The organism is Asticcacaulis excentricus CB 48 (assembly GCF_000175215.2).
In the GTDB taxonomy this organism is placed as follows: Bacteria; Pseudomonadota; Alphaproteobacteria; order Caulobacterales; family Caulobacteraceae; genus Asticcacaulis; species Asticcacaulis excentricus.
In genome coordinates this window covers 539,594-552,500 of the sequence record NC_014816.1, presented here as the reverse complement: position 1 = coordinate 552,500, position 12,907 = coordinate 539,594, and the positions used below count along the sequence as shown (strand labels likewise).

Below are 12,907 nucleotides of genomic sequence, written 5' to 3'. Positions count from 1 at the left end.
CTCGTGTTCGGCCTGAGCGATCTTCGCCTTGACCAGATCCCCAATAGAAACGATGCCCGTGAGCTTGGGGCCTTCCATCACCGGCAGATGGCGGATACGGCGGTCGGTCATGCGCTCAAGGAGAGAGTCCACGGTCTCACCCAGACGCGCGACGATCACATCTGTCGTCATGATGTCCTGAACCCGCAGATCAAGAGCCAAAGCCCCCTTTTGCGCCAGCGCCCCTATGATGTCGCGTTCAGATACGATGCCGGCGACACGCCCCAAACGGTCGGCGACCACAAACGCCCCGACCTTGCGCGTATGTAGAAGGGCGGATACTGCGGCCACTGTATCTTCGGGGGATACGGTGAAGACCTGATGCCCTTTGGCGTTTAAAAGCTGATTGATCAGCATAGGCTCTCTCCCTTTATAGCCGGACCTCCCAGTGTCCGAAGCAAGAGAGCAGGGTTATGCGAAGACGTTAAGACGGCAAGGCCTTAATTTGACCCCGATGTCAATTTTACGTGAGACGTCTCTTTACGGGAAATTAGGCGCTGAAGAAACGCGGCCGGAACAGGCGCATCCAGACCCCTATGGTCAGAAGGCCAATGGCGTAACCGATCAGGTGCACTTCCCAGGCAATGGTGCCCGCGGCCGGAATGATGCTGATGAAGGCCGACAAGATATTGATAGCGGTCCACGCGATCGTCATCCCCATCACCCCGCGGTCAGTGAAGGGAAGCATATAGCCGGGGCCGATGCGGATGGCCGCCCCCATCAGCCCTGAAATGGCACCAGACGCGCCGATCAGAAGGACGTTACGATCCGGGAAGATCGCGCAATAGACCACCCCGGCCAGCACGCCACAGAACAGGTAGTATATATAGAAGAGTGCCGCACCACCGATACGTGTGCCAAAAACGCGCGCGACGCCGCTGGCAAAGGCCAGTCCCAGGGCGGCATTCATTCCGGCGTGTATCCAGCTCCCGTGCAGGAACAAGGTGGTAAACAGGGCGTAGTAGGTGTCGTACTTCCACAAAAGGCGCGGATTGAGGCCCAGCATATAGACCAGATCGCCGTTTGTATCGAATTGAGATTGCAGGGCGAACAGTGCCAAAATGAGCCCGCTGAGGACTACGGCCGGCCAGGGTGCCGTGAAAAACGGCTCTTTTGTCGTCTCATTCATAGGCAACCCTTGTGCGGCTACAGCGTCCATCGGCTGGTTGAGGCGCAAATATAGAGCCGCAAAGCGCTTTGCGAAGCCCTTAACCCCTGATTTTGAAACCCTTTAGCGATTTTCAAGACAAAATATACCCAATTTTTAAGGTTCGCGGTCACAGTGGCATCCAATTTGCTTTTCGCCTCTTAAGTGAAGGCGCAAGCCTGACAGGAGCCCAACATGGCGTTTAACAAGATAGCCGCAGCCACCGCAGGCCTCGTCGTCCTCACCGGGGCCCCGGCCTTGGCGCAGACCATGAGTACGACCTCAAGCGGCTTTGAAACCGGCTATGGCCGTACCCGCGGTCAGGAGGAGCGCGCCATCGACCCTTCGACGCGTGATGCCAATGGCAACCGTGTGCTGCTGGATGGCGTCATCGTCACCGGCGGCGATCAGAGTGTCTATTCCAAGTCGATGACCTATGGCGCGGGCGACAGCTACTCCGGCGCCGGCGCCGTGGGTGGGGCCACCGCCATCGGCAACAACCTCTCGGTTGTCGTCAACGGCAACTACAACACCGTCATCGTCAATTCGACCCAGACCAACAACGGCAACGTCACGGCCACCAATGGCAACCAAACCGCCACGGGTGCCACTGGCACGGACATTACAGGAAATCTCAATGGCTTCTGATACGAAGAAATCGTCGCGCCGCGTGCGTCGTGGCCTCAGCCTGATCGCTCTGGCGGCGGGCGCCATGACCTTGTCGGCCTGTGTGTCGCCGGTCGCGGGTCCGTCTGGCGTCTATGCCAAGCCGATTGGCAATGCCCCGGTGACGGCCAACCCGACCGCCTATTCGGACGCTCTGGTCTGCCTCGGCTCCTATGCCCGCAAGCATAGCCTCGCCTCGCCTCGCATGGCGGTGGGCCGCATCTCGGACTACACCGGCAAGGTAGAATACGAAGGGGGTCGCAAGATCACTCAGGGTGCGTCGCTGATGGCGATGACCGCTCTGGCCAAGTCCGGCGCGCGTCAGGTCGAGCGTTTCGATACGTCGGTGTCGGAGCTGGAGCTGAAGTACACCAACAACAAACTGATCACCGATAATGAGGTCGCCAACCCGACCGAAGCTGGCGAATACCGCCGCATCATGGCGGGTCAGATCGCCGGTTCCGACTTTCATATCGTGGGCGGCATCACCGAGCTGAACTACAATATCCGCTCTTCCGGCATCGACGCCTATGTCGGCGACGCTGACGCTCGCGATACCAAGGGCATCGTCAATGGCCGTCTCTATGTGATGAATGTCGCGCTCGACCTGCGTCTGGTCGATACCCGCACACTGGAAGTGGTGGATGTCATCTCTTACCAGAAGCAGATCATCGGCCGCGAAATCAAGGCCGGCGTGTTCGACTTCTTCAACGGTAACATCTTCGACGTTTCGGCGGGCGAAGGCGGGCTTGAGCCCATGCAACTGGCCGTGCGTGCCCTGATTGAACGCGCCACGCTGGAATTCATGGCCAACCTCTATGGGGTGCAAGGCCCCGAAATCTGCCTGAACCCCAAGGACGACTTCCTCAACGACGCCACGCTGGGCAAGACCGGCGGCTACACCCCGGCCTATAACAATCTGGAGACCAACAATGCGGGTACGCGCGAAGATCCTAGCCGTTGGCACAATACTCGCAACCGCAACTCTGGCGACGGCCGCTACTAGTCAGACGACGACACCGTCTTCGGGCGGGCTCGACATCACCAATGATCAGGTGCAGACCGGCGACATTTTCTCCGCTCAGACCCTGAACGTGGTTGAAAACTACGACCTTCTCAAGGTCGAGACGTCGGGCCACGGCAATGCGGTGACGGCCGGCAATGAACAGGTCGATGCGAAGCTGACCTCTGTTCAGGTGCTTCAGGGCAATGTCACGGCCACGGCTACGGTCAACGGCACGGCAGCTCCTGAAGATTACCGTAAATCGCTGGGCACGCCGCTTTATATGACGACGCAGGCCGTCGGAAATTACGGCGCGGGCACGACCACAGACGGCAAGCTGGTGGCCAATACCCAGCAGTATGTCGATGCGGTCAATGTCCACGCCGATACGCAGGTCAACTCACCCAACAACTCTATCTATGAGTCAGGTGAGATCAACACGGTCGCGGTCACCAACCATCAGGCCTATGAGGTGACGAATGGCCGTCTGGAATCGACCGCGCATCAGCAGTCCGATGCCGAAGCGCGTGCCCGCACCGGCGTGGTGCTGCACTATTCGCCCTCACCGAACCTGTACACCGCCTCGGCGATGAACAACTACTACGCTTCGAACTCTACCGATCGCGGCTCGCAGGAGCATACGGTCACACAGGACTCGAGCGGACGCACGGAATCTTACGTCTCGGCCAATGCGGGCAATGCCTGGCACATGGCCACGCAGTCGGACGCCGCCGCCAACACAGTGACGCTCTACAATACGGGCGGTTCGCTGGTCACCGACACGCGTCAGGCCAATGGCGGTCAGGTGCAGTCGATGAGCGTTCTGACCGGGTATGAATATGGTGAGATGCACTCCACCGCGACCGGCGTCGGCAACAGCCTGACCGCAGGTAACGGCGACAAGTACGTGAACATCAATACCGAGCAGTTCAACGACGGTCCGATCGACGTTCAAGCGAGCTTTGAAGGTCATACGGGTTATGACGCCTATGTCACCGCCGAAGCGACGGGCAACTCGGCCTATGCCTATGCCTGTGCCGAATGCGAAGCGGACATGACCGTGCGCAACTCTCAGGTCAACAATGCCAACGTGTCGGCTTCGACAACAACGACCATCGGCGGATCGGGCCGGGCCATTGTCTCGACCAGCCGTGCCATTGGCAATACCGCGACCTATTACGTGTCGGGGAATGGCAAGAACTAGGTCGTTACCTACATTACGATTTCGTAACTTTATTCAGCCGCAAAACTTTGAAAAGGTCGCTCCACATTTTCCTATGAGGGGCGACCTTTTCATGTCGATACGTAGCCAATTCCTGACCGCCGCAACGGTTGCCGCCCTGTCCAGCGGGCTTTTGTCGGCGACGGCGCTGACGCCTGTGGCCTACGCTCAGACGGCGCCTAAGGCACCGGCGGTCCTGCCGGGCGGCATCGAGTTCGCGCAGACCCATTCGGACATCACACCCGACCCTCAGGCGCGTTTCGGTCGCCTGCCCAACGGCCTCACCTACATCATCTATCCGAACAAGACGCCGCCGGGAGTCGTTGCCCTGCGTATGCGTTTTGGCACCGGCTCGTTGATGGAGTCGGAGCAACAGCTCGGCCTCGCCCACTTCCTTGAGCACATGGCTTTCAACGGCTCGAAGAATGTGCCCGAAGGCGACATGGTCAAGATCCTTGAGCGTCACGGCCTCAAGTTCGGCCCGGACACCAATGCCTACACCTCGTTCGATGAGACGGTCTACATGCTGGACCTGCCCAAGAATGACGAAGAGATCATCGACACGGGCCTGTTCCTGTTCCGTGAGACAGCGGGTAATCTGACACTAGACCCCAAGGCCATCGACCGTGAGCGCGGCGTGGTGCTGGGCGAAGAGCGCGCGCGCAATTCGCCGGGCTTCCGCGCCTATGTCGAATGGGCCAAGGCCGCCTTCCCGGGTCAGCTCTATGGCCACCGCCTGCCCATCGGTTCGACCAAAGTCATCGCCGAGGCCCCGGCTCAGGCCTTTATCGACTATTATAACGACTTCTACCGCCCGGAACTCACTACGGTCGTGGTGGCCGGTGATGTCGATGCCGACGCCATCGAAGCCAAGATCAAGGCGAAATTCTCGGACCTGACACCCCGTTCCAAGCGCCCGCTGGATAAGCTGAGCTTTGGCACCTACACGCCACAAAAGGCCTCGGCCTATACCTATGTCGAGCCGGGCCTCAGCAAATCCATGCAGGTGACGTGGTTCAAGCCGTTCGACGATGCATGGGAAACGCAGGCCAGAGACTTCGACGACACGCTCGATAACCTAACCCTGTCCATCCTCAACCAGCGCCTTGAGCGTCAGGCTAAGTCCCCCGAAAGCGCCTTTGCCGCCGCCGGGGCCGGCGACGACACAGTCGCCAAGACCGCCGAGACCCTCAGCGTCAGCATCACGCCCAAGCCCGGCAAGGAAAAGGACGCTTTTGAGCAGGCCTTCACCATGGTGCGCCAGTTCGAAACCTATGGCGTGACCGAAGATGAGGTGACCCGCGAACTGTCCGAGATGGCCGCAAGCCTAGAGGCACAGGCCAAGGGCGAAAAGACGCGCAATACCGGCGCCATCGTCAATGCGCTGGTCGGTTCTGTGGCAGACAAGGAGGTCATGACGGCCCCCAGCCAGAACCTCGCCTTCTTCAACAGCATCAAGGGCCGCCTTACCGCCCCGGCGGTCAGTGCCCGCGCCAAGACGCTGTTTTCCGGTGACGGCCCGCTTCTGACGCACTGGGCGTCCGATCTGGGCGGCTTCGACAAGCCGGCCATGCTGGCGTCGTATGAGGCCATCAAGGCCAAAGCCGTTGAAAAACCGGCGGTCTCGGTCAAGAAGGCCTGGCCTTACGAAACCTTTGGCAAGGCCCCGGCCTTGATCAGTAAGGAAACGGTGCTGTCCGATATTGGCGTCACCGAACTGGCCTATGCCAACGGCGTGAAGGTCAATATCAAGCCGACGACGTTCAAGGACAATGAAATTCTGGTCAATGTCCGCTTCAATGGTGGCCTGACCGCCATCGGACAGGACAAGGCCCTGCCGCTACAGGCCGCCAACTGGGTCGGCGTCTTCGACGGCGGTCTGGGCAAACTCGATTCCGAAGAGATCAAGGACACGCTGGCCGGACGCATCTATGGCGCCAATTTCGGCATCGGTGAAGAGGCGGCCACACTGTCCGGCGGAACCACCCCGGCCGATTTCGCGCTTCAAATGCAGGTGCTGACGGCCTTCGTCACCGACACGGCCTATCGTCCGGAGGCGCTGGATCGTCTGAAATCCTTCCTGCCCAACTATTACCAGACCCTGTCTTCAACACCCAACAGCGTCTTCTCGACCAAGGCCCCGCGCCTGCTGCGCAATGGGGATACCCGCTTCGGCCTGCCGGAAAAGGACGCGGCTCTGGCGGTGAAGAATGATGATGCCAAGGCGCTGGTCACCGGTATCCTTTCCACAGCCCCTATCGAAATCACCATTGTCGGTGACATCACGGTCGAAGACGCCAAGAAGGTACTGGAAACCACCTTCGCCACCCTGCCCAAGCGCGCCGAAACCGTCGCGCCGGTCAAGGGGGCCGATACACTTCGCTTCCCCACGACCAACCTGCATCAGGTCCTCACTCACAATGGTCGCGCCGATCAGAACCTCAGCTACGTCGCCTGGCCAACCACGGACTTCTTCGCCGATACGAAGCAGGCCCGTGCCACCGAAATGCTGGCCGAAGTCATGACGCTGCGCCTGATCGACGAAATCCGCGAAAAGCAGGGGGCGTCCTACGGCTCCTCGGCGGGCAGTGTGATGTCCAACACCTTCAAGGGTTATGGCTATCTGGCGGCCCAGGCGACGGTGAAACCCGAAGTCGATCAGACCTTCTATGACTCGCTTCTGGCCATTGCCGAAGACCTGAAAGCCAAGCCCGTGGAAGCCGACGAACTTCTGCGCGCGCGCAAGCCGGTGCTGGATCGCTACGACGTTCAGGTCAAAACGAATGGCTACTGGATCGGCGCCCTGCCCGGCATTCAGGCCGATCCGCGCGATTTGACCGCTATCCGCACGCGCAAGGCTGAGGTCGAGGCGGTGACGCCTGCTGACATTCAGGCCATGGCGAAGAAGTGGCTGATCAAGGAGAAACTGCTGCGTATTCAGGTCAAGCCGGCGGACAAACCCGCCGCTGCCCCAGCGAAGTAGGACCAAACAAAACCCCTCCGGCGCAAACCGGAGGGGTTTTTCAATGTTACCCGTCCCCGCACTTCGTGAAGGGAGGTTTCGGATTTATGCGTTCAGGCACCACGCCAGCACGGCCTTCTGGGCGTGGATGCGGTTTTCCGCCTCATCCCAGACCTGCGATTGCGGGCCGTCGATCACGCCGTCCGTCACCTCTTCGCCGCGATGAGCCGGCAGGCAGTGCAGGAACAGTGCGTCGGGCCCGGCCAGCTTCATCAGCGCCTCATTGACCTGATAGGGTTCAAAGGCCTCAAGGCGTTCCTCGTGATCGAGGTCGCCCATCGACACCCAGGTATCGGCCATCACCACATCGGCGCCACGCACCGCGGCCTCCGGGTCCTGCGTCACCGTCACGCGCGCACGCGATTCCGCCGCAAACACCATGTCAGCGTTCGAGGGCTTATACTTGGCCGGGCAAGCAATGTTCAGCGTGAAGTCAAAACGTGCCGCCGCATGGATGAAGGAGGCACAGACATTGTTGCCGTCACCGACCCAGGCCAGGGTCTTACCTTTGATATCGCCCCGATGTTCCTCAATCGTTTGAAGATCAGCGAGGATCTGGCACGGGTGGCTCTTGTTGGTCAGGCCGTTGATCACCGGCACGCTGGCGGCGCGCGCCAGACGTTCGACATCCTCATGGCGATTGGCGCGGATCATGATGGCATCGACCATGCGCGACAAGACCTTGGCCGTATCTTCGATGGTCTCGCCGCGACCGAGCTGCATGTCGGTCGCCGTCGAGATGATGGCGTCACCGCCCAGTTGCCGGATAGCCGCATCGAAGGAGAAGCGTGTGCGCGTAGAGTTCTTTTCGAAGATCATGGCCAGCACGCGGTCCTGCGCCGGGGCATCGGCATCGACGCGCCCCTTGGGCCAGCCCAGACGCGCCTTTTTACGCGCATGGGCGTCATCGAGGATCGCGCGCAGGTCGGTGGCGCTCAGGTCGGAAATGTCCAGAAAATGCTTCACCATTACGCGGTCTCCTCAACGAGCAGGGTGTCGCGCGCCGCCTGACAGGTCTTTTCGAACAACGCCAGCGCCTCACGTGCCTCCTCAATGGTCAGGTTGAGCGGCGGCAGCAAGCGGATGCAGTTGTCGGACCCGCCCGCAATCAGAAGGCCGTTGTCGCGCGCCAGAGCCATAACGTCACGGTTGGATGGCTTGACCTTGATACCGACCAGCAGGCCCTTGCCGCGGATTTCGTCAATGATGTCCGGGAAGGCGGCTTTGAGACCCTGGAGCTGCTGACGCAGGAATCCGGACACCTGATTGACGTGATCGAGCATCTCAGGGCTCGACAGCTCGCCATAGGCGACCAGACCGACCGCCATGGCTAGCGGGTTGCCGCCGAAGGTCGAGCCGTGGCTGCCAAAGACCATGCCAGACGCTGCTTCCTTGGTCGCCAGACAGGCTCCGATGGGGAAGCCGCCGCCCAGCGCCTTGGCGGTCATCATGACGTCTGGTTCGACGCCAGACCACTGGTGCGCCCACAGCTTGCCCGAACGCCCCATGCCGCACTGGATCTCATCAAACATCAAAAGTAGGCCGTACTGATCGCACAGATCACGCAGGCCGCGCAGGCATTGTTCCGGCACCTGACGGGTGCCGCCCTCGCCCTGCACCGGCTCGACCAGAATGGCCGCTGCCGTGGGGGCGGCGGCGGCGGCTTTCAGCGCCTCATGGTCGCCAAACGACAGATGCACATAGCCCGGCAACTTCGGCCCGAACCCGGCAAGATAGGCATCATTGCCCCCGGCATTGACCGCGCCATAGGAGCGGCCGTGGAAGGCCCCGGTAAAGGTGATGATGTCGATGCGCTCAGGCTGCCCCTTGGCGTCGTGATACTTGCGCGCCAGCTTCAGCGCGCATTCAACGGCTTCGGTGCCCGAATTGGTGAAGAAGACCTGATCGGCAAAGGAGTCTTCGCAAAGCCGCGCCGCCAACGTCTGCTGATCCGGGATGCGGAAGATATTGGACACGTGCCACAGCTTTTCGGACTGGGTCTTGACCGCCTCAATCAGCCTCGGATGGCAGTGGCCGAGGCCATTGGTTGCCACGCCCTGCACCAGATCGATGAACACGCGCCCGTCACGGGCGTAAAGTCGCACGCCTTCGCCGCGTTCAACCTCCATAGCGGCGCGGTTATAAACGCCGAACAGGTGATCTTCGGGGGCAGTCTCAGGCGTGGTGTTCATCTTCGTGAATCCCTTAAAAAAGAAGCATCCCCAAAGCCGCACGGGACCAAGGGGATCGGTAATTCTAAGCTTTAAGGGGCTTAGGCGCGCCTTGTGTATAAAAACGGCCTCAATGTCAATAAAAACCCCTGCACGATCACGCACAGGGGTTACGATCACAAAGGCTTACTTTGCAGACTGATAGTCGTACAGTTCAACCTTGATGCCTTCTTTTTTCAAAAGGGCCTGCACGCTGTCCGGACCGGCCAGGTGCCCAGCCCCGACGACGATCATCTGCGTGCCCGAACCGGCCAGCACGTCCTTGATCGGCTGCACCCAATTGCGGTTGCGGTTGACCATGACGGCTTCGTACATCTTCGGCGTCTTAGCCTTCATCTCGTCGATCATCAGGACTTCCATCCCCTTGAGGTCGCCGGTCTGCCACGCCGTCAGCAGCTTGGTGAACTGGGCCTTGACGTTAGCGTCTTCTTTGACCGTATCGAGCAGCGCTTTCGACTCTTCACCAAACACATCCTGAGAGAGGAGCTTCATCTGGTCTTCCATCGTCTCCAGCCCCTTGACCGGCAGGTTCTTGGCGCGCGCCGCCGCCAGAAGCGTCTTGTCCACGCCGATGTTCGGATCAAAGCCTTCCTTCTGCATCTGCGCCATGGCCAGCATCAGGCTCGCCAGCCATGGCTTCAGCATGACCAGCTGGTCGATATTTAGGCCGTACTTGGCATAGGTCTCGCGGATCAGCTTTTGCTCTTCGGGCGTATAGGGCTTCAAAAGGCTGCCCGTCGGGTCGATACCGTACTTCTGTACCAAGGCGGTCGCGGCGGCCTGATCATCTATATTGGGCACTTCGAGATAAAGCGTGTCGGCGCTGTTGAACACCTTATCTAGCGCTGGCGTCCGCCACTGCGTATCCGACTTCAGAATATGGAAGGAGCCATAGAGATAGACGGTGGAGTCGGCGTCTTTGATGACCCACATTTTTGGGGCGGGAGCGGTCTCTTTGGCCTGCGCTGCCCCCAGCGGAAGCAGGGCGGCGACAGCGACAAAGCCGGTCAGAAGCGCACGGCGAGTGTTTTTCAGATTGATCATGGGATACCCCCTCTTGAGTGTGAAAAAAGACTATAGATTAAGGTTGGAAGATGTCTTCGATTTTCAGGGCGAAGACGTCGGCGATTTTGAAAGCCAGCGGCAGGGAGGGATCGTACTTCTCCGTTTCGATGGCATTCACGGTCTGGCGTGACACATCCAGCTTCTGGGCCAAATCGGCCTGAGACAGGTTGTGTTCCGCACGCAGGACTTTGAGACGATTTTTCATGATGTTATCTGTGCCGCAGCCACCAGATACCCCACGCGATGCCATAGCCAACCAACATTGGCCCCGCCGTCAGTATCATGCCGAATTCAACGGCCCCGCCTTCGTATCCCAGCTTTTGCATGAGGGTACGGGCGACCACTCCGTCCGTGACTGTAAAGACAAGGAAAAACACGGTGGAAAAAGCCATACCGGCGCTGCCACCCCAGTACCAGGCCCAAGCATGGGCATGGCGCACGGCCTCATCGACACTCTGCCACCAGCGAATGGAATAGACACCGGTAACGACCATCAAAACAGCCCCCATCAGGGCCGCCGCTGTCGCGAGTATGAAGGTACGATCTGTCACACCGCCTTCCAGCATCAGGACTGCAGACAAGGCTCCGACGGCCATGCCTCCGATCAGACTGAAGCCCAAAACGCGTAAAAGCACACCTGTGAATGAAATCTTTTTCTTCGCCATCATCGTCTTCACCTCACTCACCTCAGCTATACTTCACAGCGGTTGCCAGCCGCGCGATCAGAACGCCTGCAACAACAGGCAGGAAACCCACCATTCGACCTGCCTCGAAGGGGTTACCGAAGCGATGCATCGCATGGGACACCGCCTCCTCTAGGCCGGGAATAAATATCAGCGACAGGTGCACGGTAAGAAACATCAGGATGCCTAGAGACAAACCCAATTGCGCCGACTCTGATTTCTTGCGCACCGCAAACTCATCATGGAAGTCCGCGCGGTGGCGTTTTTTGTAAACGAAAGCAAAGAGCGCTAGGGCTGCAAGACCCGCAATGATGCACACCAACGCAGGCACCACCCACACAGGGACGACCGGGGCCATAAAGGCCTTGGCCGCCACAAATCCGCCTGCCGTGCCTAGCGTGACCCCAGCCACTATGACACCCGTGTAGAAAAACCGATTTACCGACATAACAACCACCCTCGAAGTGACAAGTAACCTTTACACGGGAGCCGCTTTCAATGTCAAGCGTCCTTGTCAAAAAGATTGTGAAACTTGTCTTTTGCGTTTGCGGACGCCCGCGAAACCCGGTTTTTCCTCCACTTCCCTGTCAGTGGGTTGAAAAAAGTAACTATCCTGACATAGGGAATATTTACCCTTCCCTGTTAGGAATTCCCTGTAAAACAAGGGGCCTCCGCAGGCCCGTCCCGGAACCCGTATGATTACCTGTGACCTGATCGCTCCGCGCGACCTTAGCGAAACCGACATCGGCGCTTGGCGCGACATGGCGCGCCAGACTTTTGCCTTCGGCTCGCCGGTCCTGTCGTTGGACTTCTGCGCCGCCGTGGCGCAGGTGCGCGATGATGTAAAGGTGGCGGTGTTTCGTCGCGCCGGAAAGACCCTTGCCTTCCTGCCGCACCACCGCCGTCCGGGGCAGTTTGCGCGCCCCGTCGGCGCACCGTTCAACGACTACACGGCCCTGATCAGCTTCCCAGATACGGTCTTCCCGACGCGGGAAGCACTGGCTCTGGCTGGGATTCGCGCCTTTCAGGTGTCGGGCCTGATCGACCCTTATGGGGCCTTTGACGGCTTTGAGGGTGAACCCGAAGACGCCTACGGTATCGACCTGACGCACGGTGAAACGGTCAATAATGTCGACAAGAAGCATCTGAAAAACATCAACCGCCTGCGCCGCCGCCTCGAAGAGGATCACGGCGAGATACGGTTTGAACTGCCGGATTTCACGCCCGAACACTTTGAGGCCATGCTGGCCATCAAGCGCGCTCAGACCGCGCAGACCGGCATCCACGATTTCCTCTCGGCCCCTTGGGTGCAGGCCCTGATGCGTCAGCTGTTCGTGCGCCCGGCCGATACGCAGACGCAGCTTTATGGTCATCTGACGACCGTCACGGCAGGCGGCAAGCCGATCATTTGGCACTTTGGGCCGCGTCTGGGAGACCGCATACATCCTTGGGTGTCGGCCTTTGACCCTGCCTACAGTGCCTATTCCCCCGGTCAGATATTCCTGCAGGGCTGTCAGACGCCATTGCGTGAGTTAGGTGTCAATTATTACGACCTCTCGACCGGGCAGCAGCATTACAAGAACGCCTTCTGCAACAACCATTCGGTGGTGCAGCATGGTCGCTTGTTTGCCGCCTCCGGACAGGGTCGCACCTCTGAAACCTTGTCACGTCTGATCGACAGCGGCGGCAAGGCGCTGGGCGTGTCGCATCTGACGCAGCGCCTGGGGCGTCGCCTCGACCAACTGGCCAGCCTGGAACTGGACCTCGGCGGGCGCGTCAACGGCACGATCTATGCCTTCGCCAATGCCCGCAAACGGCTGAGCCAGTAA

13 protein-coding genes (1 of these 13 only partly in view) are annotated in these 12,907 nt (G+C 59.6%); 5 read left to right on the top strand and 8 right to left on the bottom strand.

Going from position 1 to position 12,907, the window contains the following annotated elements:
* A protein-coding gene (locus ASTEX_RS02595; RefSeq protein ID WP_013478055.1) for a CBS domain-containing protein crosses the window boundary here: on the bottom strand, nucleotides 1-396 show its 5' portion. Its footprint begins 36 nt before the window's first position; 396 of the gene's 432 nt are visible here — the first part of the coding sequence; the start codon lies at nucleotides 394-396; the stop codon falls past the left edge of the window.
* A gap of 133 nt (nucleotides 397-529) precedes the next feature.
* Nucleotides 530-1,168 (bottom strand): rhomboid family intramembrane serine protease, encoded by a 639-nt coding sequence (locus ASTEX_RS02590; RefSeq protein WP_013478054.1) that lies wholly within the window; start codon nucleotides 1,166-1,168, stop codon nucleotides 530-532.
* A gap of 213 nt (nucleotides 1,169-1,381) precedes the next feature.
* Between ASTEX_RS02590 and hfaA the strand changes: the two genes are divergently transcribed.
* The 4 genes from hfaA (at nucleotide 1,382) to ASTEX_RS02570 (ending at nucleotide 7,060) form a co-directional block, all read left to right on the top strand.
* Nucleotides 1,382-1,834 carry a holdfast anchoring protein HfaA gene (gene hfaA, locus ASTEX_RS02585; RefSeq protein ID WP_013478053.1) on the top strand — a complete coding sequence of 151 codons (453 nt, stop codon included), beginning with the start codon at nucleotides 1,382-1,384 and terminating at the stop codon, nucleotides 1,832-1,834.
* Nucleotides 1,824-2,858, top strand: a complete 1,035-nt coding sequence (hfaB, locus tag ASTEX_RS02580) for a holdfast anchoring protein HfaB (RefSeq protein ID WP_013478052.1) — start codon at nucleotides 1,824-1,826, stop codon at nucleotides 2,856-2,858. The genes hfaA and hfaB overlap by 11 nt, the downstream gene beginning before the upstream one ends.
* Nucleotides 2,785-4,059 (top strand): holdfast anchor protein HfaD, encoded by a 1,275-nt coding sequence (hfaD, locus tag ASTEX_RS02575; protein ID WP_049781586.1) that lies wholly within the window; start codon nucleotides 2,785-2,787, stop codon nucleotides 4,057-4,059. Before hfaB ends, hfaD begins: the two co-directional genes overlap by 74 nt.
* A gap of 91 nt (nucleotides 4,060-4,150) precedes the next feature.
* Nucleotides 4,151-7,060, top strand: coding sequence for a M16 family metallopeptidase (locus tag ASTEX_RS02570; protein ID WP_013478050.1), 2,910 nt, complete (start codon nucleotides 4,151-4,153; stop codon nucleotides 7,058-7,060).
* Between the two features lie 84 nt (nucleotides 7,061-7,144).
* On the opposite strand, the gene argF is transcribed toward ASTEX_RS02570, so the two are convergent.
* From argF to ASTEX_RS02540, 6 genes are all read right to left on the bottom strand, one after another.
* Nucleotides 7,145-8,068 (bottom strand): ornithine carbamoyltransferase, encoded by a 924-nt coding sequence (argF, locus tag ASTEX_RS02565; protein WP_013478049.1) that lies wholly within the window; start codon nucleotides 8,066-8,068, stop codon nucleotides 7,145-7,147.
* Nucleotides 8,068-9,291 (bottom strand): aspartate aminotransferase family protein, encoded by a 1,224-nt coding sequence (locus ASTEX_RS02560; RefSeq protein WP_013478048.1) that lies wholly within the window; start codon nucleotides 9,289-9,291, stop codon nucleotides 8,068-8,070. Before ASTEX_RS02560 ends, argF begins: the two co-directional genes overlap by 1 nt.
* Before the next feature lie 165 nt (nucleotides 9,292-9,456).
* Entirely contained in the window at nucleotides 9,457-10,374 is a 918-nt protein-coding gene (locus ASTEX_RS02555; RefSeq protein WP_013478047.1) for a TraB/GumN family protein, read from the bottom strand.
* 37 nt (nucleotides 10,375-10,411) lie between these two features.
* The gene (locus ASTEX_RS02550; protein ID WP_013478046.1) at nucleotides 10,412-10,600 is read right to left on the bottom strand and encodes a helix-turn-helix transcriptional regulator; all 189 of its coding nucleotides are present in this window, start codon (nucleotides 10,598-10,600) and stop codon (nucleotides 10,412-10,414) included.
* 4 nt (nucleotides 10,601-10,604) lie between these two features.
* Nucleotides 10,605-11,063: a hypothetical protein gene (locus ASTEX_RS19170; protein WP_013478045.1), complete on the bottom strand. Its 459-nt coding sequence runs from the start codon at nucleotides 11,061-11,063 to the stop codon at nucleotides 10,605-10,607.
* Nucleotides 11,064-11,082: 19 nt separating this feature from the next.
* The gene (locus ASTEX_RS02540) at nucleotides 11,083-11,526 is read right to left on the bottom strand and encodes a hypothetical protein (protein WP_013478044.1); all 444 of its coding nucleotides are present in this window, start codon (nucleotides 11,524-11,526) and stop codon (nucleotides 11,083-11,085) included.
* A gap of 247 nt (nucleotides 11,527-11,773) precedes the next feature.
* Between ASTEX_RS02540 and ASTEX_RS02535 the strand changes: the two genes are divergently transcribed.
* Nucleotides 11,774-12,907 carry a GNAT family N-acetyltransferase gene (locus ASTEX_RS02535; RefSeq protein ID WP_013478043.1) on the top strand — a complete coding sequence of 378 codons (1,134 nt, stop codon included), beginning with the start codon at nucleotides 11,774-11,776 and terminating at the stop codon, nucleotides 12,905-12,907.